This window comes from Burkholderia sp. MS455, assembly GCF_016899445.1.
Lineage (GTDB): Bacteria > Pseudomonadota > Gammaproteobacteria > Burkholderiales > Burkholderiaceae > Burkholderia > Burkholderia pyrrocinia_C.
Window position 1 is genome coordinate 2,654,575 of sequence record NZ_CP041779.1, and the last position, 24,752, is coordinate 2,679,326.

At 67.2% G+C, this 24,752-nt stretch carries 27 protein-coding genes; 15 read left to right on the plus strand and 12 right to left on the minus strand.

What is annotated here, in order from left to right; all coding sequences use genetic code 11:
* Positions 1-149: 149 nt before the first annotated feature.
* Positions 150-1,508, minus strand: coding sequence for a right-handed parallel beta-helix repeat-containing protein (locus FPJ27_RS31330; protein WP_239483337.1), 1,359 nt, complete (start codon positions 1,506-1,508; stop codon positions 150-152).
* A 78-nt stretch (positions 1,509-1,586) separates the two neighbouring features.
* Between FPJ27_RS31330 and FPJ27_RS31335 the strand changes: the two genes are divergently transcribed.
* Positions 1,587-2,114, plus strand: coding sequence for a hypothetical protein (locus FPJ27_RS31335; RefSeq protein ID WP_239483338.1), 528 nt, complete (start codon positions 1,587-1,589; stop codon positions 2,112-2,114).
* Positions 2,115-2,156: 42 nt separating this feature from the next.
* Here the strand turns inward: FPJ27_RS31335 and FPJ27_RS31340 are convergent, their stop codons facing one another.
* A complete protein-coding gene (locus FPJ27_RS31340; protein WP_072440859.1) occupies positions 2,157-2,897 on the minus strand; it encodes an SDR family NAD(P)-dependent oxidoreductase in 741 nt (246 codons plus the stop codon).
* A 115-nt stretch (positions 2,898-3,012) separates the two neighbouring features.
* Here FPJ27_RS31340 and FPJ27_RS31345 point away from each other — a divergent pair, with 115 nt between their 5' ends.
* Positions 3,013-3,627 (plus strand): TetR/AcrR family transcriptional regulator, encoded by a 615-nt coding sequence (locus FPJ27_RS31345; RefSeq protein ID WP_072440861.1) that lies wholly within the window; start codon positions 3,013-3,015, stop codon positions 3,625-3,627.
* A gap of 33 nt (positions 3,628-3,660) precedes the next feature.
* Here the strand turns inward: FPJ27_RS31345 and eco are convergent, their stop codons facing one another.
* Positions 3,661-4,161, minus strand: coding sequence for a serine protease inhibitor ecotin (eco, locus tag FPJ27_RS31350; protein ID WP_204424062.1), 501 nt, complete (start codon positions 4,159-4,161; stop codon positions 3,661-3,663).
* Positions 4,162-4,304: 143 nt separating this feature from the next.
* Between eco and FPJ27_RS31355 the strand changes: the two genes are divergently transcribed.
* Positions 4,305-4,619: a hypothetical protein gene (locus FPJ27_RS31355; protein WP_072440865.1), complete on the plus strand. Its 315-nt coding sequence runs from the start codon at positions 4,305-4,307 to the stop codon at positions 4,617-4,619.
* A gap of 206 nt (positions 4,620-4,825) precedes the next feature.
* Here FPJ27_RS31355 and FPJ27_RS31360 read toward each other — a convergent pair whose 3' ends face one another.
* Positions 4,826-5,227 carry a hypothetical protein gene (locus FPJ27_RS31360; protein ID WP_034184779.1) on the minus strand — a complete coding sequence of 134 codons (402 nt, stop codon included), beginning with the start codon at positions 5,225-5,227 and terminating at the stop codon, positions 4,826-4,828.
* Between the two features lie 117 nt (positions 5,228-5,344).
* Here FPJ27_RS31360 and FPJ27_RS31365 point away from each other — a divergent pair, with 117 nt between their 5' ends.
* Both FPJ27_RS31365 and FPJ27_RS31370 read left to right on the plus strand, forming a co-directional pair.
* A complete protein-coding gene (locus FPJ27_RS31365) occupies positions 5,345-5,725 on the plus strand; it encodes a DUF5594 family protein (RefSeq protein WP_047898717.1) in 381 nt (126 codons plus the stop codon).
* Positions 5,726-5,910: 185 nt separating this feature from the next.
* The gene (locus FPJ27_RS31370) at positions 5,911-7,278 is read left to right on the plus strand and encodes an MFS transporter (RefSeq protein WP_204424066.1); all 1,368 of its coding nucleotides are present in this window, start codon (positions 5,911-5,913) and stop codon (positions 7,276-7,278) included.
* 34 nt (positions 7,279-7,312) lie between these two features.
* On the opposite strand, the gene FPJ27_RS31375 is transcribed toward FPJ27_RS31370, so the two are convergent.
* The 3 genes from FPJ27_RS31375 to FPJ27_RS31385 all read right to left on the minus strand — a co-directional run bounded on the left by FPJ27_RS31375 (position 7,313) and on the right by FPJ27_RS31385 (position 9,656).
* Positions 7,313-7,909 carry an AAA family ATPase gene (locus FPJ27_RS31375; protein WP_204424069.1) on the minus strand — a complete coding sequence of 199 codons (597 nt, stop codon included), beginning with the start codon at positions 7,907-7,909 and terminating at the stop codon, positions 7,313-7,315.
* Positions 7,902-9,323 (minus strand): alpha,alpha-trehalose-phosphate synthase (UDP-forming), encoded by a 1,422-nt coding sequence (gene otsA / locus FPJ27_RS31380; protein WP_204424072.1) that lies wholly within the window; start codon positions 9,321-9,323, stop codon positions 7,902-7,904. Before otsA ends, FPJ27_RS31375 begins: the two co-directional genes overlap by 8 nt.
* A 135-nt stretch (positions 9,324-9,458) precedes the next feature.
* The gene (locus FPJ27_RS31385; protein ID WP_204424074.1) at positions 9,459-9,656 is read right to left on the minus strand and encodes a hypothetical protein; all 198 of its coding nucleotides are present in this window, start codon (positions 9,654-9,656) and stop codon (positions 9,459-9,461) included.
* A 246-nt stretch (positions 9,657-9,902) separates the two neighbouring features.
* On the opposite strand from FPJ27_RS31385, the gene FPJ27_RS31390 reads away from it, so the two are divergent.
* Positions 9,903-10,493: a hypothetical protein gene (locus tag FPJ27_RS31390; protein ID WP_083534159.1), complete on the plus strand. Its 591-nt coding sequence runs from the start codon at positions 9,903-9,905 to the stop codon at positions 10,491-10,493.
* Positions 10,490-10,984, plus strand: a complete 495-nt coding sequence (locus FPJ27_RS31395; protein WP_175749798.1) for a hypothetical protein — start codon at positions 10,490-10,492, stop codon at positions 10,982-10,984. Before FPJ27_RS31390 ends, FPJ27_RS31395 begins: the two co-directional genes overlap by 4 nt.
* A gap of 66 nt (positions 10,985-11,050) precedes the next feature.
* On the opposite strand, the gene FPJ27_RS31400 is transcribed toward FPJ27_RS31395, so the two are convergent.
* Both FPJ27_RS31400 and FPJ27_RS31405 read right to left on the minus strand, forming a co-directional pair.
* Complete coding sequence (locus tag FPJ27_RS31400; RefSeq protein ID WP_034184771.1) at positions 11,051-12,388, minus strand: nitrate/sulfonate/bicarbonate ABC transporter ATP-binding protein; 1,338 nt, start codon at positions 12,386-12,388, stop codon at positions 11,051-11,053.
* A 22-nt stretch (positions 12,389-12,410) separates the two neighbouring features.
* A complete protein-coding gene (locus FPJ27_RS31405) occupies positions 12,411-14,168 on the minus strand; it encodes an ABC transporter permease subunit (RefSeq protein WP_204424076.1) in 1,758 nt (585 codons plus the stop codon).
* 527 nt (positions 14,169-14,695) lie between these two features.
* On the opposite strand from FPJ27_RS31405, the gene FPJ27_RS31410 reads away from it, so the two are divergent.
* Positions 14,696-14,962, plus strand: a complete 267-nt coding sequence (locus tag FPJ27_RS31410; protein WP_011545926.1) for a hypothetical protein — start codon at positions 14,696-14,698, stop codon at positions 14,960-14,962.
* A 38-nt stretch (positions 14,963-15,000) separates the two neighbouring features.
* Here the strand turns inward: FPJ27_RS31410 and FPJ27_RS31415 are convergent, their stop codons facing one another.
* Together FPJ27_RS31415 and FPJ27_RS31420 are read right to left on the minus strand one after the other, a co-directional pair.
* Positions 15,001-16,317: an ATP-binding protein gene (locus FPJ27_RS31415; RefSeq protein ID WP_072440880.1), complete on the minus strand. Its 1,317-nt coding sequence runs from the start codon at positions 16,315-16,317 to the stop codon at positions 15,001-15,003.
* The gene (locus tag FPJ27_RS31420) at positions 16,301-17,026 is read right to left on the minus strand and encodes a response regulator (RefSeq protein ID WP_009693256.1); all 726 of its coding nucleotides are present in this window, start codon (positions 17,024-17,026) and stop codon (positions 16,301-16,303) included. The genes FPJ27_RS31415 and FPJ27_RS31420 overlap by 17 nt, the downstream gene beginning before the upstream one ends.
* Positions 17,027-17,250: 224 nt before the next feature.
* On the opposite strand from FPJ27_RS31420, the gene FPJ27_RS31425 reads away from it, so the two are divergent.
* From FPJ27_RS31425 to FPJ27_RS31445, 5 genes are all read left to right on the plus strand, one after another.
* Entirely contained in the window at positions 17,251-17,799 is a 549-nt protein-coding gene (locus tag FPJ27_RS31425) for a periplasmic heavy metal sensor (protein WP_204424078.1), read from the plus strand.
* A gap of 421 nt (positions 17,800-18,220) precedes the next feature.
* Positions 18,221-19,003 (plus strand): ABC transporter substrate-binding protein, encoded by a 783-nt coding sequence (locus FPJ27_RS31430; RefSeq protein WP_204424082.1) that lies wholly within the window; start codon positions 18,221-18,223, stop codon positions 19,001-19,003.
* A 247-nt stretch (positions 19,004-19,250) separates the two neighbouring features.
* Positions 19,251-19,940, plus strand: coding sequence for a histidine ABC transporter permease HisQ (gene hisQ / locus FPJ27_RS31435; protein ID WP_034184766.1), 690 nt, complete (start codon positions 19,251-19,253; stop codon positions 19,938-19,940).
* On the plus strand, positions 19,937-20,650 hold the full coding sequence (locus FPJ27_RS31440) for an ABC transporter permease (protein WP_072440885.1): 714 nt from the start codon (positions 19,937-19,939) through the stop codon (positions 20,648-20,650). Before hisQ ends, FPJ27_RS31440 begins: the two co-directional genes overlap by 4 nt.
* A gap of 18 nt (positions 20,651-20,668) precedes the next feature.
* Positions 20,669-21,448 carry an ABC transporter ATP-binding protein gene (locus tag FPJ27_RS31445; RefSeq protein WP_204424085.1) on the plus strand — a complete coding sequence of 260 codons (780 nt, stop codon included), beginning with the start codon at positions 20,669-20,671 and terminating at the stop codon, positions 21,446-21,448.
* Between the two features lie 54 nt (positions 21,449-21,502).
* Here the strand turns inward: FPJ27_RS31445 and FPJ27_RS31450 are convergent, their stop codons facing one another.
* The gene (locus FPJ27_RS31450; protein WP_072440889.1) at positions 21,503-22,000 is read right to left on the minus strand and encodes a GNAT family N-acetyltransferase; all 498 of its coding nucleotides are present in this window, start codon (positions 21,998-22,000) and stop codon (positions 21,503-21,505) included.
* Between the two features lie 133 nt (positions 22,001-22,133).
* Between FPJ27_RS31450 and FPJ27_RS31455 the strand changes: the two genes are divergently transcribed.
* Together FPJ27_RS31455 and FPJ27_RS31460 are read left to right on the plus strand one after the other, a co-directional pair.
* A complete protein-coding gene (locus FPJ27_RS31455) occupies positions 22,134-23,060 on the plus strand; it encodes a LysR family transcriptional regulator (RefSeq protein ID WP_072440891.1) in 927 nt (308 codons plus the stop codon).
* 557 nt (positions 23,061-23,617) lie between these two features.
* Complete coding sequence (locus tag FPJ27_RS31460) at positions 23,618-24,703, plus strand: porin (RefSeq protein ID WP_072440952.1); 1,086 nt, start codon at positions 23,618-23,620, stop codon at positions 24,701-24,703.
* The last annotated feature ends 49 nt before the right edge of the window (positions 24,704-24,752 follow it).

Sequence of the window (24,752 nt, forward strand, 5' to 3'; positions counted from 1 at the left end):
TGCCCCGTCGCCGGTTGGCATTTCTGTCGGCATCGATGGTCGGATATCGCCGCAAGACCCTTTACAGCCGAGAGATCTGCCGGAACCGCGCACGCAGAACGCCATCAGGCGACCGTACCCGTCCGCACGCCGAACCCCGCCCCCGCTCCTCACATCACTCCCGTCCGCACCTGCGGCATAAGACTCACATCCGCCCCCGTCACGGTAAACGCACCCGTCGCCGACGACCCTGACGGTCGTGCCAGCACGCTGCCGTCGCCCAGCCGGTTCGCGTCGACGACGATCTGGCTCGCCGCACAACCGCTCGACAACAGCGACACCGGCGAGCCTGCGATCGACGAGAACGTATTGCCCGTCACGCTGAACGAGCACACGTTTCCATACGCCCGGAAACCCGCATAACCGGAGCCGGACACGCGGTTGCCGGTCACCGCGACGTCCGCGACCGTTCCCGTCCACGTGTCGAGCTCGATCGCCGCCTGCTGCGTCGGCTGCAATCCGTTGTTCACACTCGAATTCTGGATGTTGGACACGACATTGCCGGCGATCACGACGTTCGACACGCCGTAGGTCTTCCAGCTGTCCTCCTGTGCAACGAGGATGCCCGCCGCCTTCTGCACGCCGTCGACCGTGTTGTTCGAGATCGTCACGGCCTGGCCGCCGACCACCGAAATGCCGCGCCCCCACGCGTTGCCGGACACCGCGTTATGGTCGATCAGCACATTGCTGTTGACGCGGCCGTCGCCGACATAGCTGACGACGGCGATCAGGTCGTCGCCGGTACCCGTCACCGTATTGTTCTGCACGAGCACGTTGGTCGAACCGTAGGTCGTATGGATGCCGTCGGCAAGCGTCGCACGAATCGTATTGCCGACGATCGCGACGCCGCTGCCGCCGAACACGAAGATCCCGCCACTGGCGCCGCCGTCTATCGTCACGCGAAGCACCTGGACGCCCGCGCCCGTCACCTCGACCTTGGTCGAAGCCGGCGTCGTGAGCCGCGTCGTGCCGGTGCCGGCCAGCGTCACGCCCACGAGCGTCGAACCGGCGCCGCTCATCACGATGGTCTGGTCGGCCGGATTCGTGGCAGCCAGCGTCGCGCCGTATCCGGAAATCACCACCTGGGGCACGGTCACCGCGAGCGAATGCCCGACGACGTAGCGGCCCGGCGCGATGACCAGGCGCTGGCCGGCCTTCAGGCTGTCGAATGCCCTTTGCATCGCGTCGGCCTGATCGCTGCCGTCGGCGGCCGGAAAGACCGTCACGTCAGCGACGAGAACAGGATTTGCGCCGGGGGTGGGTGAAAGCGTCGCGCCGGGCGTCGTACCGGCCGGACTGGCCGCCGGCGCCGGGCTGACGGGATTCGTCGACGAGGGCATCGTGCCGGATGCCGCGCTGGCAGGCTCGGCGGCGGATGTAGGTGTGCTCGCAACCGTCTGCGTTGCCGGCGCGGCATTGTTGTCGCCGCCGCCGCACGCGGTGAGGCCAAGGCAAAGCGCGGCAAGCATCACTCGATCGACTGTACGCATACGATTTCTTGCGAGCCCGAGGTGGCCTCATCGTAAGTACGCCCGGCGTTTTTGTAAATGAACTCCTTCGCCCGACCGGCTGCGCTGTGCGCCTCACGCGCACACCGTTGGCGGTCCTCTTCGATTCATCTCCACTACATGCGACATGTGATCGCACTTTTCCCGATCGCCACGGACACGCACTGGGCATTGCGTAGAATCCCGAACCTTTGCATGTACAACGGACCCAAGGACCCGACCATGATTCGAACGATCGCGGCACTGGCCGCGCTTTCGACCCTGACCTGCACGGCGAACGCCGCCGATACCGGCACCACATCCGGCACCGCGCACGCGAAGCAGCGCTACGTCAGCCCGGGCATCGCCAACATCACCGGCGCGGCAGCACCGCGCCCGGAAAACGCTTCCCCCGACGCACGCTGCAGGGAACTGGCCGCCGGCATCGATGCTGTCACGCATGCACCCGACCGCGGCCAGAAAATCGTGCGTGGAATCGGCCCGGACGGCAAGCCGCGTAACGAACTGCGCGCTTACGACAAGCGGGCCGACCTGGAAACCGAGCATCAACGGCTCGGCTGCCGATAACGAACGCAACGCCGCCCGGCCAAATCAGCCGGGCATCGGCATTTACGCGTTCGCGCCGCCATCGATCGTCAACCCGGTCCCGTTGATCGACCGCCCTTCCGGCCCGACGACGAACGCAACGAGCGCCGCCACGTCATCAGCCTTGCCGTACTGCGGAATCGCCATCCGCGAACGCTGCGCACCGGCATGTTCGCCGTCGGCCGGATTCATGTCGGTATCCGTCGACCCCGGATGCACGATGTTGACCGTGATGCCGCGCGGCCCGAGATCGCGCGCGAGCCCCTGCGTCCAGCCGATCAGCGCGGCCTTGCTCGCCGCATAGAGGCTCATCCCCGCATCGGGCACACGCGTCGCGAGGCAACTGCCGGTCGACACGATGCGCCCGCCCTCCCCGAGATGCCGCGCCGCCGCCTGCGAAGCGACGATCACCGCGCGCACGTTCACGTTCAGCGTCGCGTCGATATCGTCGAGCGTGAGGTCGCCCAGCGCGCCTGCGCGGAAGATCCCTGCGTTGTTCACGAGGATGTCGAGACCGCCGAACGCTTCCGCGGCACGATCGACCGCGTTGCGGACTGCGACCGGATCGGCACTATCGGCCTGGATCGCGACGGCGCGGCGGCCCAGCGCCTCGATGCCGGCGACGACGGCCTGCGCCCGCTCGGCCGATTTTTCGTAAGTGATCGCGACGTCCGCGCCATCGGCCGCCAGCCGTTTCGCGATGGCCGCGCCGATGCCGCGGCTGCCGCCCGTGATAAGTGCACGCTTGCCGTGAAGTCGATTCATGTTCGCTCCTTTCCTTATTTATGTAACGGTCAACACAGAATGTGGCAAGTTGCGCGGCGCTGTCAATTGAATTATTTTATCGATCGATACAGATATCGACGAAAGGATGGATGCAATGGCTGAACGGGGCCGACCGAGAAGCTTCGACAAGGAGGCGGCGCTGGATCGCGCAATGGAGGTGTTCTGGCGGCTCGGCTACGAGGGTGCGTCGATGGCGGACCTGACGGCCGCGATGGGCATTGCGTCACCGAGCCTGTATGCGGCGTTCGGCAGCAAGGAAGCGTTGTTCCGGCAGGCGCTCGAGCACTACCGCGCAACGGAGGGACGGGAAATCTGGGACGGCGTCGAACAGGCCGGCAGCGCGCACGACGCCATGCGGAACTACCTGATGGATACCGCGCGCGTGTTCACGCGGCGGTCGAAGCCGGCCGGCTGCCTGATCGTGCTGTCGGCGCTGCACCCGGCCGAGCGTTCCGACACCGTCCGGCAAACGCTGATCGCGATGCGCGAAAGCACGGTCGAAGCGTTGCGCGAGCGCCTCAGGCAAGGTGTCGCGACCGGCGAGATCGCGGCGCACGCGAACCTCGACGCAATCGCGCGGTACTACGTGACGGTTCAACAGGGGATGTCGATCCAGGCGCGCGACGGCGCGAGCCGCCGCGATCTGGAGGCGATCGCGCAGGCCGCGCTGGCCGCGTGGCCGGCGCTCGTCGGCGCGAGCGGCGTCTAGCCGCAGGACGCCGAAGCCGCGCGAGCCGGCACGTTACTGCTTCTCCGCCTGTTGCACGTCCTTCGACGCATGCCACACGCGATAGCGCACCTCGAAGCCGTCCGGCACATACACGACGAGCGGCAGGCGGCTGTTGTAGCGCAGCAGCTGGCCGTCGCCGCGCACCTGCACGAACCGCTGCTGCGGCGCCTGGCCCGGGCACGCCATCAGCGTCGATGCCGGCCCCTTCACGTCGGTAAGCCGGTAGTACGTGTAACCCCAGCCCTTCACGTCCTCGGCGGTCAGCTCGCCGCCGAACCACTGCTGGTTGCAGTCGGTCTGCAGCGTCTTGCCGATCATCAGCTCGACGCGTGCATCGCCCTCGTTCTCGAGCGCGGGCAGCGCGATCACGGCGCGCTGCTGGCCGGCCGCTGCTTGCGGAAACATCTTGATCGACTCGGCCGGCACGGTGGGCGCCGATGCGGGGGCGGCCACGCACGCGGCGGCAGTCGTGACGCAAAAAGCGGCCAGCGCGGCCCGGATCGCGAATTTCATCGATGTGCTCCTGAAAAACAAATGAGCCCCGGATGCTAACACTTTCGTCGCGAGACCTTACGACGCTGTAATTTGACGACACAATTCCGAACAGCCGGCAATCCCCGCGCGCGGTACTTATAGAGCAACCAACGGAGAACATCATGCTGAAGCTCATTGCTGCCGCCGGCGTCGCGACCCTGCTGGCCGGCTGCGTCGTCGCTCCCGACGCCGGATACGGATACGGCTATGGACAGCCCTACTATTCCGATCCCGGCTACGCGTACGGCCCTTCCCCCGTGTACGGCACGGTCAACATCTGGGGCGGTGGCGGCGGGCGCGACTGGGATCGCGGCCGGCGCGACTACCATCGCTGGGACGGCGATCGCGGCAACGGCTGGGGGCGCGGCGGCGGACGCCGCGGCGACTGGAACGACGGCGGCGGGCGCGGCGAAGGCGGCGGCGGCCATCGCCACTGACGCACATTTGCAACCGTTTGTATCCGCGCACGGCCCGCCGACGGCCGGCGCGTCACGCGGACGAACGGACGGGCGCGGAAAAACAAAGGCCCTCGCGTAAAAGCGAGGGCCTTTTGTCGTCCGGTCCGGCAAAGCAAACTTCAGTGGGTGCCGGCCAGCCGGCACCGAACCCGATCACGCGTCGCACACCCGCCTGCCCTGCCTGCTTACCAGCCGGCCGGTTGCGCGTAGCCGCGCGACACCGGCGCACCGCACACATACGCGCGCTGGTAGCGGTCGTAGCAATAGTTCGGGCCGTCGTCCTGGTACTCCGCCTGCTGGTAGGTCGGATAGGCAGGCTGCTGGTACGCAGGCGCCTGATAGTACGTCGGCGGCTGATAGGCCGGTGCCTGGTACACGGGCGCCTGGTACGCGACGGGCGGATTCATCGCGGACGTCACGATCGCGCCCAGCACCGCGCCGCCGATCAACGCGCCGATGACGGCGCCGCCGTCGCGGCCATGCGCTGACGCCGGGCCCGCCACGGCGAGCGAACCGGCGAGGACACACACTGCGGCAATCTTTTTCATGATGGACTCCCACGCGAAGTGGTACTGGATGCGATGCATTGTGGCGGCACGCGGCCGTAATAGATGCAGCAAGTGGTAACGCGCCATTACGCGTATCACGCACGCCGAAACGCGTCACCGCCGTGCTACGATTTTCGGCACACAGGAGACGCCTTCATGCAGCCCGAAACCGCCCGCCGTTTCGATACCGAATTCGCGCCGCGCATCGCGCAGGCAATCGCCGCCTTCTTCGCCGATCACGTGCTGACCGACGTCGTCCCGTACGGCGGGCACGGGCACCCGACGCGCGTACAGATCCGCAGCGCGCCGCACGAGCATGTGAGCGGCTTCGTGCATCCGCTGAATCTCGAACTGACCTGGGACACCGACGAAATCGAGCGGCTGATGGAGCCGGACGGCCCGCAGCGCTTCGAGCACTACCTGGCCGCGCTGCCGAAAAAGCTGGGCGCGTGGCAGGGCGCACGCGACATCGATCTCGCGTCGCGCACGCAGGCCGACCCGCTCGTGCGGCTCGGCGGCCTCGACTTCGAGGGCTGAACGCCAGCGCCGGCCGGCAGCCGCGCGCGCCGGCGTCGCGTAATGCGGCCCGGTGATACACTCGAGCGGCCCCGGTCCGGCGCAGCCGCGCGGGCCGGGCCGTTCATCGCCGCCTCCGCCCTTTCGCATGGTTGCGCACGCAACCGGAAACCGGGCGCGCGGACAACCACGCTTTCGCTCCCGTCATGAACGCCGATACCGGCCTGCCGCTTCCGCAACGCTACTGGGCGATCGTCTGCGTCGCACTGGGCATCACGCTCGCCGTGCTCGACGGTGCGATCGCGAACGTCGCACTGCCGACGATCGCGCGCGACCTGCACGCATCCGACGCCGCGTCGATCTGGATCGTCAACGCGTACCAGCTCGCGGTCACGATCACGCTGCTGCCGCTCGCGTCGCTCGGCGAGCGCATCGGCTATCGCCGCATCTACATCGCCGGGCTCGCGCTGTTCACCGCGGCGTCGCTCGGCTGCGCACTCGCCGGCTCGCTGCCGATGCTGGCCGTGATGCGCGTGATCCAGGGCTTCGGCGCGGCCGGCATCATGAGCGTCAACGCGGCGCTCGTGCGGATGATCTACCCGTCGTCGATGCTCGGGCGCGGGCTGTCGATCAATGCGATGGTGGTTGCGCTGTCGTCCGCAATCGGGCCGACGGTCGCGTCCGCGATCCTGTCGTTCGCGTCGTGGCCGTGGCTGTTCGCGGTCAACGTGCCGATCGGCATCGCCGCGGTACTCGGCAGCCTGCGCGCGCTGCCGGCCAACCCGCTGCACGACGCGCCGTACGATTTCCCGAGCGCGCTGATGAACGCGTGCGTGTTCGGCCTGCTGATCACGGCCGTCGACGGGCTCGGCCACGGCGAACGCCATGCATACGTCGCGGCCGAGCTGGCCGTCGCGTTCGTCGTCGGCTACTTCTTCGTGAAACGCCAGTTGTCGCAGCCGGCGCCGCTTTTGCCCGTCGACCTGATGCGCATCCCGATGTTCGCGCTGTCGGTCTATACGTCGACGGCGTCGTTCACGTCGCAGATGCTCGCGTTCGTCGCGCTGCCGTTCTGGCTGCAGAATTCGCTCGGCTTCTCGCAGGTCGAGACCGGCCTGTACATGACGCCGTGGCCGCTCGTGATCGTGTTCGCCGCGCCGCTCGCGGGCGTGCTGTCCGACCGCTATTCGGCCGGCATCCTCGGCGGGATCGGGCTCGCGCTGTTCGCGGCCGGGCTGCTGTCGCTCGCGACGATCGGCGCGCACCCGGGCACCGTCGACATCGTATGGCGGATGGCGCTGTGCGGTGCGGGCTTCGGGCTGTTCCAGTCGCCAAACAACCGCGCGATGCTGTCGTCGGCGCCGCGCGAGCGCAGCGGCGGCGCCGGCGGCATGCTGAGCACCGCGCGACTGACGGGCCAGACGCTCGGCGCCGCGCTCGTCGCGCTGATTTTCGGGCTCGCGCCCGATCGCGGGCCGACGGTCGCGCTCTATGTCGCCACGGCCTTCGCGGCGCTGGCCGCGGTCGTGAGCATGCTGCGCATCGCGTCGCCGCGGCCGGACGCGGCGGCCTGACACCAACGCGCGCCGCACAAGGCGCACCGGCGCGTCAGGCGGCGTCGAGCGCGTCCATCACGAAGCGCACGCGCGCCTTCACGCTCACGCGCGGCAACTCGATCAGCCGGTACCCGTACGCCGTATAGCAATCGACCATCGCGTCGTAGGTACGCACGGCTTCCGCAAAATCCTGCCGGCGCTCGGTGTCCTGCGCATAGATGTCCGGCCAGGGCGGCGCGATGAACACGCGCCGGTGATAACGGAAACGGCGCGCCGCGGCTTCCGCGTGCGCGGGCACGGCCAGCCCCGTCAGCCGCAGGTAGCCGACCACGTCCGGCACACCGCGGTCGAAGAACACGGGCCCGCGCGCGTGCCGCGCGAGATGGTACGAGCGCATCTCCCAGCTCAGCATCAGCTCGGCGAACGCTGCCGGGTCGCGCCACGGCAGCGCGTGGCCGTCGACGGCCACCTGGTCGCGGATCACGCCTCGGCCGGCCTCCTGCGAGCGCGTGAAACCGGCGCGCTCGAGCGCGTCGAGCAATGTACTCTTGCCCGAGCCCGGGCCGCCCGTCACGACGAAGAAACGGCCGGTGGCATCGCCGGTCGCGTCGTCGCCCTCGGCCCCGGCTCCGTGCACGAACTCACGCATGCGCGACCCGCCGGCCCGCGCGCTGCGTGACCGATACGGCCGCCGCGACACTGCGCAAGTCGGCGACGAACGTATCGCGCCAGACCGACAGGTCGTTCTCGCGCAGCCGCGCGAGGTTCTCCTCGTGACGCGCCTGCCGCTCCGCGAGCGGCATCGACAGCGCGCGCTCGAGCGCCTCGGCCATCTGCGACAGGTCGTACGGATTGACAAGGAGCGCGCCGGTCAGCTCGGCCGCCGCGCCCGCGAACTCCGACAGCACGAGCACGCCCGGATCGGCCGGATCCTGCGACGCGACGTATTCCTTCGCGACGAGATTCATCCCGTCGCGCAGCGGCGTCACGTAGCCGACCTGCGACATCCGGAAGAACGCCATCAACAGGTTGCGCTCGTACTTGCGGCTCAGGTACTGGATCGGCGTCCAGTCGAGCTGCGAAAAACGGCCGTTGATTCGGCCGGCTTCGCCTTCGAGCGTTTCGCGGATGTCCTGGTAGGTCTGCACGTCGGAGCGCGTCGGCGGCGCGATCTGCACGAGCGACACGCGCCCCTGCCAGCCCGGAGCGTTCGCGAGCATCCGCTCGAACGACTGGAAGCGCTCGACGAGCCCCTTCGAATAATCGAGGCGGTCGACGCTCATCACGAGCTTGCGGCCGTCGAGCGCCTCGCGCAGCATCTTCACCGGCTTGCGCGCGCCGTACTGGACGGCCGCCTGCGCGATCGCGTCCGGATGCACGCCGATCGGATAGGCGGCGACCTTCACGACGCGGCCGTGCGCGTGCAGCATCCCGTCCTCGCTCGCCGCGCCGATCCCGCGCCGCTCGATGTAGTCGGTGAACGCCTGCTTGTCGGCATCGGTCTGGAAGCCCGCGACGTCGTACGCGCACATGAACTTCACGAGTTCCTCGTGCGGCGGCACGAGGCGCAGCATGTCGGGCGACGGAAACGGGATGTGCAGGAAGAAGCCGATCGGGTTCTTCACGCCGAGCTCGCGCAGGAAATGCGCGAACGGCAGCAGATGATAGTCGTGCACCCAGATCAGGTCGTCGGGCCGCAGCAGCGCGGCGAGCTGCTTCGCGAGCATCGCGTTCACGCGCAGATACCCTGCGTACTCCTGCCGGTCGAAGCGCGCAAGATCGCCGCGGTAATGGAACACCGGCCACAGCGTCGCGTTCGAGAAACCGCGGTAGTACTGGTCGTAGTCGCGCCGGGTCAGCCCGACCGTCGCGTAGGTCACGTTGCCGTCCCGCTGGATCGCGGGCTCGGCGTCCGGCGCACCGACGATCTCGCCGTTCCAGCCGAACCAGACGCCGCCCGTTTCCTTCAGCGCGTCCATCACGCCGACGGCGAGGCCGCCCGCGCTCGGGCGCGTGTCCTCGCCGGCGGCGACACGGTTCGATACCACGATCAATCTGCTCATGCGGCTTCCCCTCCTCGATTCGATTGGCTGGCGCGGCGCGCGCGCCAAGGCGGACGCGGCTGCCCGAAGGCGGCCGCGCGGCGATTCAGTTCCGAGAAATGCAATGAAATGCGGCAGTGGAATGCGACGACGGGATCAAGCGTCCTGTTCCTGGCCGAGGTCGCGTTGATAGTCGAGCCCTTCCGGGCGGGCGCCGCCCTGGTTGTGATCGCCGTCGGACGGCGTCTCGCCGGGCTCACCGGCAGGCGGTGCGGGTGGTGCGTCGGTCTGCGGACGCGGGTGGTCTGCCCCCGCTTCGGATGGCCGGTGCGAAAACCGTTTCGAACGACGCATGGCTGGGTGTCTCATATGCGGTGCGGCTCGAAGCCGTCGTAGAAACATTCCATAACAAAACAGTCTAGGTCGGTTCCTCGCATGCCAAGGTAACAATTACCTTCAATTTGTAACGTTTCGACCCCTCGTCAGCCACCTGTCCGAAAATAGCGCCGCGCGCACGCGCGACATGCCGTCCGGCGATTTGTCAAAGCTTTGCATTTTTCCTATGACAATTGCGAAACAATGACGCGGCATGGGGCGCGCATGCGTCGCCGCTCACCCAGACAGGACTTGCATTCAGGGATGAACATTCGTTTCGAATCGTCGCGCCGGACCGTGCCGGCGCGCGTCGTGCTGGCCGCACTCGCCACAGCCGCACTGCTGTCCGGCTGCAACTCGCTGTACAGCGAAGGCGCGACAGCCGGTGCCGGTATCGCGGGCGCCGCGATCGCTTCCAAGGTCACCAACAACGCCGCCGTCGCGACGGGCATCGGCCTCGGTGCCGTGGCCGGCGCGCGTGCGGGCGTCCAGTACTCGCAGCGCGTCGCGCACCGCTACACGCAGGAACAGATCGCGAAGGCGGCCGGCCCGCTCGACGTGGGCGGCGTCGCGCCGTGGTCGACGCACCACTCGTTCCCGATCGAGGACGACGAACAGGGCCGCGTGACGGTCAGCCGGACGATCAGCGTCGGTCCGCTCGACTGCAAGGAAATCGTGTTCGCGGTCGACACGCCCGCGAAGCCCGACAAGGCCGCGCAATCGGCGTTCTACGTCGCCACCATCTGCCGCGACGGTCCCGTGTGGAAATGGGCGTCGGCCGAACCGGCAACCGAACGCTGGGGCGCGCTGCAATGAGCGTCGCGATCCGTATCGCGGCAATCGGCGCGCTATGCGCGGCGGCGGCCACGCTGTCGGGCTGCGGGTCGGTCGGCGCGGCGAGCGGCGCGCTCGCCGGCGCGGCGACGGGCCTCGTCACCGCGAACCCGGCGGTCGGCGTCGGCGTCGGGATTGCCGTGCAGGCCGCGACCGACGAGGCCGTCAACCGCACGATGAAGCAGCTCCATCAGAACCAGCAGGACGCGATCGCGAAGGCGGCCGGCAGCCTGGCCGTCGGCGAAGTGAAACCGTGGAAGGTGAAGAACACGCTGCCGCTGGAAAACGGCGAAGGCGAGGTGCGCGTCACGCGCGCGTACTCGTCGGCGCTCGCGCTGTGCAAGGAATTCGCGTTCTCGGTGAAGGACGGCGACAAGGCCGACTGGTATTTCGCGAATGCGTGCCAGCAAGGCACGCACTGGAAGTGGGCGTCGGCCGAACCGGCCGTCGACCGCTGGGGCAATTTGCAGTAACGGGGCGATGCGCCGCATGACGCGCGGCGCACGCGGCTGCCGGGCCGCACGGCCCGGCACGATCGATCAGGACTCGACGTCCTCGAGGCTGAAGATCTCGGTCTGGTCGTTATACGAGAAGATCTCGCCGTAACGGCCCCAGTCGATCACCGCGTCGAGCGTTTCCTCGGCCGCGCCGTCCGACAGGGAATCCTCGAGCTCCTGCTCGAAGCGCACACGCGGCGCACGATGGCCCGGACGCTCGTTCAGCACCTTCTTGATCCGTGCGGCGAGCGGCACGTGCTTCAGCAGGTGATCCGCGAACATCAGCTTGCGCTCCTGCGTGCCGAACTCGGCGAACACGCGCCCCGGCGGCGTCAGGAACACGTCGCCTTCCCGCACGTCCGCGAAACCGAGGTACTGCAGCACTTCGGCGATCGGGAACAGATCGTCGACTTCCAGATGCAGCGTGCGCGCGATTTCCGGCATGTCGGCACGGCCATGGTACGGCGCCATCGCGAGCGTTTCGATCAGGCCGGCCATCAGGTTGGTCGATACCTGCGGCAGCCAGCTGCCGAGCTCGAGCCCCTTCTTCGTCGCCTCGCCGGTCTGGCGGGCCGTCATCTTCGCGTAGATATCGTCGACGAGCTTGCGGAACGCCGGATCGAGACGGTTGCGCGGGTGCTTGAACGGCACCTTGATCTCGGCGATCACACGGCCCGGATTCGACGACAGCACGAGGATCCGGTCGCACATGAACACGGCTTCCTCGATGTTGTGCGTGACGATCAGCACCGACTTGATCGGCATCCGCCCTTGCGTCCACAGGTCGAGCAGGTCGGTACGCAGCGTTTCGGCCGTCAGCACGTCGAGCGCCGAGAACGGCTCGTCCATCAGCAGGATCGTCGGATCGACGACGAGCGCGCGCGCAAAGCCCACGCGCTGGCGCATGCCGCCCGACAGCTCGCGCGGATACGCGTTCTCGAAGCCGTCGAGACCGATCAGGTCGATCGCGGCCAGCGCGCGCTCGCGCCGCTCGCGCGCGCCGACGCCGAGCGCTTCGAGGCCGGCCTCCACGTTCTGCAGCACGGTGAGCCACGGGAACAGCGCAAAGGTCTGGAACACCATCGCGACGCCTTCGGCCGGGCCGCGCAGCGGCTGGCCGAGGTAGGTCACTTCACCGCCGGTCGGCTCGATCAGCCCGGCGATGATTCGCAGCAGCGTCGACTTGCCCGAGCCGGAGCGGCCAAGCAGCCCGACGATCTCGCCTTCGCGCAGCGACAGGTTCGCGTCGTCGAGCACGAGCAGCTCGCCCTGCGTCTTGTTGAAGCCGCGGCAGACGTGATCGACGCGCAGGATTTCCTCGCCGAGGCGCGGCGGCTGGGACGTCTGGACGGGGGCGTTTACAGCATTCGGATTGTGCATCGCGTTTCGCTCTCAATCGGTCTCAGTCGAGCCGCAGCTTCGCTTCGGCGAAGGCATACAGCGGACGCCACAGCAGACGGTTGAACAGGGTGACGAACAGGGACATCACGGCGATGCCCAGGATGATCTTCGGAAAGTCGCCGGCGGCGGTCGTTTGCGCGATATACGCGCCGAGGCCGTGCGCCTCGATCCTGGTGTTGCCCCACTGCACGGCTTCCGACACGATGCTCGCGTTCCACGCGCCGCCCGATGCGGTGATCGCTCCGGTCACGTAGTACGGGAAGATGCCGGGCAGGATCGCCTGCCGCCACCATTGCCAGCCGCGGATGCGGAAGTTCGTCGCCGCTTCGCGATAGTCGTTCGGGTAGGACGTTGCGCCGGCGATCACGTTGAACAGGATATACCACTGCGTACCGAGCACGATCAGCGGCGACAGCCAGATATCGGGGTTCAGGTGGAAGCGCGCGATCACGATCACGAACACCGGGAACAGCAGGTTGGCCGGGAACGCGGCGAGGAACTGCGCGAGCGGCTGCAGCTTCTCGGCCAGCCTCGGGCGCAGCCCGACCCACACGCCGATCGGCACCCAGATCACCGATGCGATCGCGATCAGCACAACCACGCGCAGCAGCGTGATGAGCCCGAGCATGATCACATGGCCGACCTCGGCCATCGTCACGCCGGTCGAAACGAAACTGACGACACGCCACACGATATGGGCCGTGCCGATCAGCACGAGGGCCGCCCATGCGATGTCGACCGTGCGCGACGCCTTCTTCTCGACGCGCGGCAGCGTGAAGCGCATCGCGCCCGACAGCGGCAGGCGCAGCGGAATCCGCGCCGCCTTGGCGAAGAACCAGCCGGCCGGCACGAGCAGTTGATGGATCAGGCGCGTGCGGCGCACGAGGTCGAGCAGCCACGATTCCGGCGCATTGCCCGAGCTCGTGTTCTCCATCCGGAACTTGTCGGCCCACGCGACGAGCGGGCGGAACAGGAACTGGTCATAGGCGAGGATCACGACCGTCATCGTGAGGATCACCCAGCCGATCGCGCCGAAGTTCTTCTCCGAGATCGCCTGCGCGAGATACGCGCCGATCCCCGGCAGTGTGATCGTCTGGTTGCCGACGGTGATCGCCTCCGACGCGACGACGAAGAACCAGCCGCCCGACATCGACATCATCATGTTCCAGATCAGGCCCGGCATCGAGAACGGCACCTCGAGCTTCCAGAAGCGCTGCCAGGACGTCAGGTGGAAGCCCCGCGACACTTCATCGAGATCGCGCGGCACCGTGCGCAGCGACTGGTAGAAACTGAACGTCATGTTCCACGCCTGGCTCGTGAAGATCGCGAAAATCGCCGCAAGCTCCGCGCCGAGCACACGGCTCGGGAACAGCGCGAGGAAGAACGTGACCGTAAACGAGATGAACCCGAGCACCGGCACCGACTGCAGGATGTCGAGGATCGGGATCAGCACCATGCCGGCGCGACGGCTCTTGGCCGCGAGCGTGCCGTAGACGAGCGTAAACACGAGCGCCGCGACCATCGCGGCCAGCATCCGCAGCGTGGTGCGCAACGCGTATTCGGGCAGGTTCGACGGATCGAGCGAGATCTTCTGCGTCTGCAGCACGCCGATCGGCGCCATCGTTTCGTGGAAACCGACGACCGCCATCGCGATCAGGCAGATGATCAGCGGAAACGCGATGAAGTCCCACCGGTTCGGCAGAACGCGCCACGCGGACGCGTTGGCGGTCCGGTTCGGATTGAAGAATCCGACGTCCATCAGGCGCCCTCCCCGGTAAGGCCGAACGAAGCCGGCAGTCGATGTTGATTCATGGCAAAGCGCACGGGCGCGGTAATTCGATTGACTGACGATCTCGCGCGGGCGCAATGCGCCGTGCGTGCAAGCTGCGCCCCGCGCGGTCGCGGTCGAGTCGGCCCGCGACGGCACGACACTACACCAACCTGTATTTCAGGTACAACCGTCCGGGGACGGCGCGACGGCGGCCGCCGCGCAGGCGGCGCACGGATCGTGCCCGGCGCGCGGGCGGCGGGTGCACGGTACGGAGCAGCCCGGCCGCAGTCCTTCGGCCGGCATGCAGGCCCGAATTATGCCGTGATCCGGGCCGGCCGTGAACCCGCCATCGGCACGCGGGTGCAAACCGTGCCGGGCATCAACAGCCGGACAAGGCGAAGCGGGTATGATCGGGGCTAGCCCCCAGGGTCTGTTGCGGCCGTTCTCGTGGCAACGCATGCGCGCTCCATACGTAAACAGACCTCGGGGATCGATCGACGAGCGGGAGGAAGGGAATGGCAGGAAACTTGGTGATCGTCTGCCGCGATCAGGATGCCGACGCGTTCTACGAACTGATGCAGGAGTACGGGTCGTTCCAGACGCGGCTGTCGTCGACGGCGTGGTACCTGAACATGAACGTCGTGCCGGAATCGCTGCAGGAGGAAATCCTGGAGCGCCTCGGCCGCTATACGACCGTCTACATCTTCGAGGCCACCACCGTGACCTACAACACGATCGACAGCAATGCAGCCGAGACGCTCGGCACGCTGTTCGGCGAATGACGCCGCGCGGCGCCTGCTCGGGCAGGCGCCGCAGCCGCTTACGCGGCTTGTTCGTGTGGTTCGTCCTTCGGCACGACCTCGAACGGGAACGTCATCGCGACGCGCAGGCCGCCTTCGGGGCGGTTGCCGATGTCGCACGTCCCGCCCAGCCTGAGCACGAGCCGCTCGACGATCGCAAGCCCGAGCCCGCTGTGGCCGTTGCCGCCGCGTGCGGGGTCGAGCCGCACGAACGGCCGCGTCGCGACCGCGAGGTCGCGCGGCGCGATCCCGCCGCCGCTGTCGCTGACCGCCAGCACGTAGCCGGTCGGCGTGCGCGCCGTCTCGACGAATACGGGCGGCGCGCCGTACGCATGCGCGTTGTCCAGCAGGTTCGACAGGATCCGGTCGAGCGTCGCCGTCGGCAGCCGGAAGCCCGGATCGGCGTCGAGCCGCGTCTGGACCGTCGGTGCGTTCGGCGCGACCGCACGATAGCTGCGTGCGATCCGCTCGCACGCCTGGTCGACCGGCACCGGCTCGCTGCGATCGGACCCGCCGTGCGCAAACACCAGAAACTGGTCGACGATGTGCGACATCGAGTCGACGTCGCGCACGACGCCGTCGCGCAAGCGCGCGTCGTCCATCATTTCCGCGCGCAGGCGCATCCGCGCAAGCGGCGTGCGCAGGTCGTGCGCAACGCCCGCCAGCATCACCGCGCGGTCGTTGTCGGCCTGCGACACCTGCTCGACCATCTGGTTGAAGCCATGCGTGAGCTGGCGCAGCTCGCGCGGGCCGCGCTCGCGCAGCGGCGGCACCGGCTGCCCGCGGCCGAAGCGCGCGACCGCGCGCGCGAGCGAGCGCAGCGGCTGCTGCAGCTGCCAGGCCGCGAACAGCGCGGCGATCACGCCAGCCGAGAAGATCGTGCCGAGCCACAACAGCATCCGGTCCAGCGAGCGCGGCGGACGCAGCGGCTGCACGGGCACCACGATCCAGTTGCGGTCGGTCGGCTCCTTGACCCACAGCACCGGCGGATGGCCCGGCGCGCCGATCTCGACGCGCGTACCGGGCGGCATCCGCTCGCCGACATCGTCGCGGAACCGCTTGAGTGCCGCCGGCAGGTTCGACAGATCGCCGTTCGGCACGTCGGCGCTGTCCGGCGTCACGAGCCGCACGCGCGACGGCAACGGCTGGTCGGGCGTGCGTTCGACGTGCTGGCGCACCGCGTCGACCAGGAACGCGGCCTCCTCGACCGCGTAGCGCGTCTGCATCTGGTTGCGCTCGAGCCGCATCGCGAAAAACCACGCGAAGTGCGACAGGAGCAGGACGCCGACGACGAGCAGCGCGAGCCGCCCGAACAGCGAATCAATGGGTTTGCGCATGGGCCTCGCCGTCGGGCACGAACACGTAGCCGCGCCCGCGGACCGTCTGGATGAAGCGCGGCGTCGACGGATCCGTTTCGAGGATGCGGCGCAGGCGCCACACCTGGACGTCGATGCCGCGGTCGGTGCCGTCGTACTCGGGCCCGTGCAGCAGCTCGAGCAGCCGCTCGCGCGTGAGCGTGCGCAGCGCATGGTTCACGAAGATCTTCAGCAGCGCGAATTCACTGCTCGACAGCGTCGCCGGCTTGCCGTCGACCGACAGCGTGCGCGCCTGGAAGTCGAGCACGAAGCGGCCGAACGCGAACGGTTCGCGCTGTTCGGGCGCGGCCGCCGACGGCGTCGCGCGGCGGCGGCGCAGCACGGCCTGCACGCGCGCGAGCAGCTCGCGCGGGTTGAACGGCTTGCCGAGGTAGTCGTCCGCGCCGAGTTCGAGCCCGACGATGCGGTCGACGTCGTCCGCACGCGCGGTCAGCATGATCACGGGAATGTCGTCGCCGGCCGCGCGCAACTGGCGCAGCGCGGTCAGGCCGTCCACGCCCGGCATCATCAGGTCCAGCACGATCAGGTCGGGCCGCTCGCGCTCGAGACGCTTCTCGAGCGTCGCCGCGTCGTGCAGCACGGACACTTCCATCCCCTGGCGCACGAGATAGTCGCGCAGCAGGTCTCGGAGTTCTTGGTCGTCGTCGACGATGAGGATCTGGGTAGTCATGGCTCGAAGTTTACCGCGCGAGGGCGGAGTCGAAGAACGAAACAAAGGGATGAAAGGGTTACTGCGGGTTACCGCGCAAGGGAACTGTAATGCGCGGTAACCGGGCCGCCGCCCCACGTAACACCGGCCGGGGCCGGCATCGCTAACCTGCTTCTTACCGGATGCGGTACACGGCTTTCCCCGTACCGCATCGCCGGACCCTTTGGATACAAGGAGTTTCTGAAATGTATAAGAAGACTTCCCGCGTGGCCATCGCGGCCGCCACTGTGCTCGCTCTCGCATTCGGCACCGCGCATGCCGCGCAGCCCACCGACATGCCGCCGCCGGGCGGCCCCGGCATGCACCAGATGCACGGGCACGACGGCGGCCCGTTCGGCGCAATCATGAAACTGCACGACCAGCTGAAGCTCAACGCGTCGCAGGAACAGCAATGGCAGACGGCCGTCAATACGATGAAGCAGAACCGTGATGCGATGCGCAAGAGCCACGAGCAGATGCGCGAGCAGTTCAAGGCGCAGCAGAACCAGCCGATCCTCGACCTGAACGCGATGCACGCCGCGCGCCAGCAGGCCGAACAGCAGAACGCGCAACTGCGCGAACAGACGTCAGCCGCGTGGCTCGCGTTCTACAACGGACTGAACGACCAGCAGAAGACCACGGTCAGCACGGCGCTCAAGCAGCAGTACGCGCAGATGCAACAGCGCCACGAGAAGATGAAGGAGCGCTGGGAACAGCATCGTGCGGCCAAGGGCGCATCGGCGCCGGTGCAGTAAGCCGGCAAGCCGCTCCGCGGAGCGGCGCCGAAGGGGACGCGGGCACCGGCTCGCGTCCCTTTTTTTGTTTCACACGACGTCGAACAGCAGCACCTCGGCCGCGCGCGAACGTGACCGCGTCCACGCCGCAATCCATCGACCGCGCGCCGGATCGTTGCATCCACGACCGCAATTGACGCAATACCCGCCGAGAATACCGCGATTGCCGCAACAGCCGAATCGAAGAATCGATCGATCGCGCCGGATTGCCGTTTTCCGGGTATCGCGTTCGGGTAAAATACCGCCCTTTTGGCGTTCGCCCGTCCGGCGGCCGCCATCGCCAGAACGCCGATCGGCGAATTTTGGCCGTCTAGAATACGCCGCGGCGCCCGGTCCGACCGGCCGCGAGCGCCCCCGGAAAGTCAGCAACAGAAGGATGGAAATGAAGAAGGCCGCCCTGTGCGCCGCCCTCGCCCTCGTGGCGGGCAGCGCCTTCGCGAAGGAGTGGAAGACCGTGCGGATCGGCGTCGATGCCAGCTACCCGCCGTTCGAGTCGACCGCGCCGAGCGGCGAGATCGTCGGTTTCGACGTCGATCTCGCCAAGGAGATCTGCAAGCGGATCAACGTGAAATGCGTGTGGGTGGCGCAGGACCTCGACGGGATCATCCCGGCGCTGAAGGCGAAGAAGTACGACGTCATCGTGTCATCGCTGACCGTCACGGACAAGCGCCGCGAGCAGATCGACTTCTCCGACAAGGTGTACGACGCACCGGCGCGGATGATCGCAAAGACCGGCTCGCCGCTGCTGCCGACGGTCGCGTCGCTGAAAGGCAAGCGCGTCGGCGTCGAGCAGGGCTCGACGCAGGAAACCTACGCGAAGGCGTACTGGGAACCGCAGGGCGTGACGGTCATTCCTTACCAGAATCAGGACCAGGTCTATACCGATCTCGGCTCGGGCCGCCTCGACGCGACGCTGCAGGACGAACTGCAGGCCGACTACGGCTTCCTGCGCACGCCGCGCGGCAAGGGCTTCGCATTCGCCGGGCCGGAAGTGAAGGATCCGAAAACGATCGGCGACGGCACCGCGATCGGCCTGCGCAAGGAAGATACGGACCTGAAGCTCAAGATCAACAACGCGCTGGCCGACATGCACAAGGACGGCACGTACGACCGGCTGTCGCACAAGTACTTCTCGTTCAGCGTCTATTCGGCTTCGGCCCGCTGAGCGCCGACAAGAAGAAGCAACGGATGCGGGGGCGGCCCTGCGTCCGGGCAGTACTGGCAGTACTGGCAGTACTGGCAGTCAACCACGCGCCGCCCGCCCCCTTGCCCGCCGCTCGCGCGACGGGCTGGCCCGGCACCGTTGCCGGGGCGGACGGTCATGATACGCACGGGGCGTTCCGCGCAGCTTGGCGGGCGCGTCTTTCGCGGCGCACCGCGTGCGCCCTCAGGGACCACACCAGGGACCACATATGTTTCTACAAGGTTACGGCCCGCTGATCCTCGCAGGCACCTGGCAAACCGTCAAACTGGCGGTGCTTTCGCTCGCGCTGTCGTTCCTGCTGGGTCTGCTCGGCGCGGGTGCAAAGCTGTCGCGCAACCGCGTGACGCACGGCATCGGCACCGTCTACACGACGCTGATCCGCGGCGTGCCCGACCTCGTGCTGATGCTGCTGCTGTTCTACAGCCTGCAGATCTGGCTGAACATCGCGACCGACGCGCTCGGCTGGGACCAGATCGACATCGACCCGTTCCTCGCCGGCGTGCTCGTGCTCGGCTTCATCTACGGCGCGTACTTCACCGAGACGTTCCGCGGCGCGTTCCTGTCGGTGCCGCGCGGCCAGCTCGAGGCCGGCAGCGCGTACGGGATGACGAACTGGCAGGTATTCACGCGGATCATGTTCCCGCAGATGATGCGCTTCGCGCTGCCGGGCATCGGCAACAACTGGCAGGTGCTCGTGAAGTCGACCGCGCTCGTGTCGATCATCGGCCTGGCCGACGTCGTGAAGGCGTCGCAGGACGCCGGCAAGGGCACGCTGCGGTTCTTCTTCTTCACGCTGATCGCGGGAGCGGTCTACCTCGCCATCACGACGATCTCGAACTTCGTGCTGATGTGGCTCGAAAAGCGCTACTCGACCGGTGTCCGCAAGGCTGACCTATGATCGAACTCATCCAAGAATACTGGCGCAACTATCTCTACACCGACGGCTATCGCATCACCGGCGTCGCGATCACGCTGTGGCTGCTGGTCGTGTCGATCGGCCTCGGCTTCTGCCTGTCGGTACCGCTCGCGGTCGCGCGCGTATCGAAGAGGAAGTGGCTGTCGAGCGCCGTGTGGCTCTACACGTACGTGTTCCGCGGCACGCCGCTCTACGTGCAGCTGCTGCTCTGCTACACGGGCCTCTACAGCCTGCAGGCCGTGCGCGGCACGCCGATGCTCGACGCGTTCTTCCGCGATGGGATGCACTGCACGCTGCTCGCGTTCACGCTGAACACCTGCGCGTACACCACCGAGATCTTCGCGGGCGCGATCAAGGCGACGTCGTACGGCGAGATCGAAGCCGCGCGCGCGTACGGGATGACGCCGTTCACGATGTACCGCCGCGTGATCCTGCCGTCGGCGCTGCGCCGCGCGCTGCCGCTGTACAGCAACGAAGTGATCCTGATGCTGCACGCGACGACGGTGGCGTTCACCGCGACCGTGCCGGACATCCTGAAGATCGCCCGCGACGTGAACTCGGCGACCTACATGTCGTTCCACGCGTTCGGCATCGCCGCCCTGCTCTACCTCGCGATCTCGTTCGCGCTCGTGTGGCTGTTCCGCCAGGCCGAGCGCCGCTGGCTCGCGTATCTGCGCCCGCAAGGCAAGTAAGTTTCCGCAGGACTATTGATGAATTCCCAGACCCAGAAGCTTTTCGTCGACGATCTCCACAAACGCTACGGCAGCAACGAGGTGCTCAAGGGCGTGTCGCTGAAGGCGAACGCCGGCGACGTGATCAGCGTGATCGGCTCGTCCGGCTCCGGCAAGAGCACGATGCTCCGCTGCATCAACTTCCTCGAACAGCCGAACGCCGGCCGCATCTTCGTCGACGGCGAGGAAGTGCGCACCGCCCTCGACAAGGCCGGCGCGCTGCGCGCGGCCGATCCGAAGCAGTTGCAGCGCGTGCGTACCAAGCTGTCGATGGTGTTCCAGCACTTCAATCTCTGGTCGCACATGAACGTGATCGAGAACGTGATGGAAGCACCGGTGAACGTGCTCGGCATCCCGAAGAAGGAAGCCGAGGATCGCGCGCGTGCGTATCTCGAGAAGGTCGGCCTCGCGCCGCGCGTCGAGAAGCAGTATCCGTCGCACCTGTCGGGCGGCCAGCAACAGCGTGTCGCGATCGCGCGCGCGCTGGCAATGCATCCGGACGTGATGCTGTTCGACGAGCCGACGTCGGCGCTCGACCCGGAGCTGGTGGGCGAAGTGCTGAAGGTAATGCAGAAGCTCGCCGAGGAAGGCCGCACGATGATCGTCGTCACGCATGAGATGGGCTTTGCGCGCAACGTGTCGAATCACGTGATGTTCCTGCACCAGGGCCGCGTCGAGGAAGAAGGCGTGCCGGCCGAGGTGTTTGCCAACCCGAAGAGCGAACGCCTGCGCGGGTTCCTGTCGGGCAGCCTCAAGTAACGCACGCAACGCACGACGTGCGAACGGGCGCCCCGCGGGGCGCCCGTTTTGCGCTTACGCGGCGCTCACCGGTGCGCCGTCGGCGAACGCGCGCAGTTCGTCGCCCGCGAGCCGGTAACGCACCCATTCGCTCTGCGGCGCGGCGCCGACGCTCTCGTAGAAACGGATCGCCGGCTCGTTCCAGTCGAGCACGCTCCATTCGAATCGCCCGCAGCCCGATTCAACCGCGATCCGCGCGAGCGCCTTCAGCAGCCGCAACCCGGCGCCCGCGCCGCGAAAGCGCGGCGACACGTACAGATCCTCGAGATACAGCCCCTGCCGGGCAAGCCAGGTCGAATACGAGAAGAAATACACGGCGAAGCCGGCCGGCTCGCCGTCGACCTCGCACACCAGCGCGCGCGCCGGTGAACCTTCGCCGAACAGGCTGCGCTCGAGCGACGCTGGCGTCGCGATCACTTCGTGCTCCGCCTTCTCGTAGACGGCCAGCTCGGTAATGAAACGCAGGATCAGCGGCACGTCGGCGACGGTGGCAGTACGGATGTCGATTTGCACGAGTTGAGCCCTCCTCCGGCCCGGACTTGAAACGGAAAACGGCGCCGCGCAACCGCGCTGGCGCCGATCGGACCGTCATGCTACGTTCATGCCAAGCCTGCAGGAAGTGCAGTTTCTTCATCTTGACCTGAACATGATGCATCCCGACCTGCGCCGTCTCGACCTGAACCTGCTGCTCGCGTTCGACGCGCTGTACCGCCACCGGTCGGTCGCCGCGGCCGCGCACGAGCTCGCGATGAGCCCGTCCGCGCTGAGCCACGCGCTCGCGCGGCTGCGCGACGCGATCGGCGACGCGCTGTTCGTGCGCCTCGGCAACGAGATGCAGCCGACCGTGCGCGCCGACGACATCGCCACGTGGGCCGGCGACGCGCTCGACGCAATGTCGAAGGGGCTCGCCCGCGCGCGCCGCTTCGATCCCGCGCAAAGCGATCGCACGTTCGTGTTCGCCGCGACCGACTACACGGCGTTCGCGGTGCTGCCGGCGTTCCTCGCCCGCATCCAGCATGTCGCGCCGCGGCTGCGGATCCGCGTCGTGCATTCCGACCGGAAGATTTCCGTCGACGAGCTGGCGGCCGGCCGCATCGATTTCGCGCTCGGCTACCACGAGGAATCGACGGCCGACGCGCCGGGTATCGAGGATTTCGACTGGTTCTCCGACGACTACGTCGTGATCGCAAGCGCCGCGCATCCGGACATCCGCCGGCGGCTGACGCTCGACCAGTACCTGGCGGCCCGCCACGTGGTCGTCACGCCGTGGAACGAAGCGCGCGGCGTCGTCGACTACGTGCTCGACCGGCTCGGCCTCGCGCGGCAGGTCGCCGTGCAGTTGCCGACCGTGCTCGCCGCGCCGTTCGTGATCGCGGAATCCGCACTCCTGATGACCGTGCCGAACCGCGCCGCGCAGGCGCTGCGGCACGCGGCGCCGATCCGCATCTTCCCCGCGCCGTTCGAAATCCCTCGCTACACGCTGAAGGTCTACTCGCACGCGAAGCATGCACGCACCGATGCGCACCGCTGGATTCGCGCGCAGTTGCTCGACGCACGGCCGGGCCCCGGCTGAACTCGATACGCCGCAGCCGCACGCCTTATGCGGCGGGCGTTGCAGGCATGGGACAGCGGCATCCGGCGGCCGCCGAATCATTACGAAATACTTACCGATTTCACCTCTTTCGCGCTTACGCCCGCGCCCCTGCAACGTCAATAGTGGCAATCCTTGACCCATGTACGCGGAATTCATGTCTCCCTTGCGGGACAAGGGTTTTCCGGTAATTGCGAACCCTTATGGCACCTGTTGCGCACTGTGTTGCATGGCAAATTGGCGACAGGTGTTAGTCAAACAACGATTTCCATCGCCACAAAATTGTATTTTTGCTAAATTAGTAACCAAAGTAGCAAAACGAAGTTCGTGAAATGTAGTTTAGCTTCACGACAATACAAGGAGACCCCGCAGGCCGACCCGGCTGCGCGGGACCGCTCAACGGTTTTCCGTCTGCTTGCCCGCGTGCCGCGCTTACCGGCCCTGCACGAGGTCTCCCTGGTTATCCCGCTTTTGCCCGGCGCTCGCGCTCCGGGCATCTCGTGCAGTCTGGGTTGACTTTTTGACAGGGTATGGAGGAGATGATGAAGAAAGCTTTGGTCGCGGCCGCGCTGATGGCTGCTGGGGTGGTGACGGCGCACGCGCAGAGCAGCGTCACGCTGTATGGCCGCCTGGATGCAGGCATCGAGTACATGAACGGCCTGCAAGACGGCCACCGAGTACGCGCTGAAAGCGGCGACTGGGGCACGAGCCTGTGGGGCTTGAAGGGTAGCGAGGACATCGGCGGCGGCAACAAGGTCCTGTTCCACCTCGAAGGCGCGTTCAACACGATGAACGGCGGTCTCGGCACGTCCGGCTCGATCTGGGATCGTTTCGCGACGGTCGGCATCTCGAACGACCGCTACGGTACGCTGCTGTTCGGTCGCGAACTCGCGATCGCGAACGGCGTGTGGGACTTCGATCCGCTGGGCCAGTCGAGCTGGTCGTCGGCATCGCTGGTGCGCGGCCGCAACTGGAACAAGACCAGCAACAACGTGTCGTACCAGTCGCCGCAGTTCTACGGCTTCGACTTCTACGGCCAGTTTGCGTTCTCGAACTCCACCAGCTTCAACGGCAACACGACGGCCGGCCAGCCGGGCCGTGCAGCCGGCGCGCAGATCACTTACACGAACTCGCTGTTCCAGTTGCGCGGCATCTACGACGAAACGCGCGACAGCAACGGCCGCTTCTCGGACGTGTTCAACTACTCGCGTGAATACTTCGCGGGCGCGAACGTGTTCCTCGGCCAGTTCAAGCTGCAGGCCGCCTACCAGTCGTCGCACGCGGACGGCAGCGGCGGCCCGGCCGTCAACAACGGCATCACCGGCACCCAGCAGGTCTGGGGCGGCGTGACGTGGCAGGCCACGCCGGCGGCGGCGCTGATCGCGGCCGTGTATCACGTGAACGCGAACCACGGCGGCGGCAACGCGAACATCTACACGGTCGGCGGCACGTACAACATCTCGAAGCGCACGCTGTTCGACGTGCAGGTCGCGACGGTGCGCAACAGCTCGACGGCCAACTTCAGCCTGAACGCGAACGGCGCGGGCACGGCCGTGTCGACCGGCAACCCGCATCCGGGCGGCAGCCAGACCGGCGTCTACGCCGGCATCCAGCACCTGTTCTGATCAGGCGCCGTCCAAAGAACGATTCGGCAACACTTTCCACGCTGCTGCG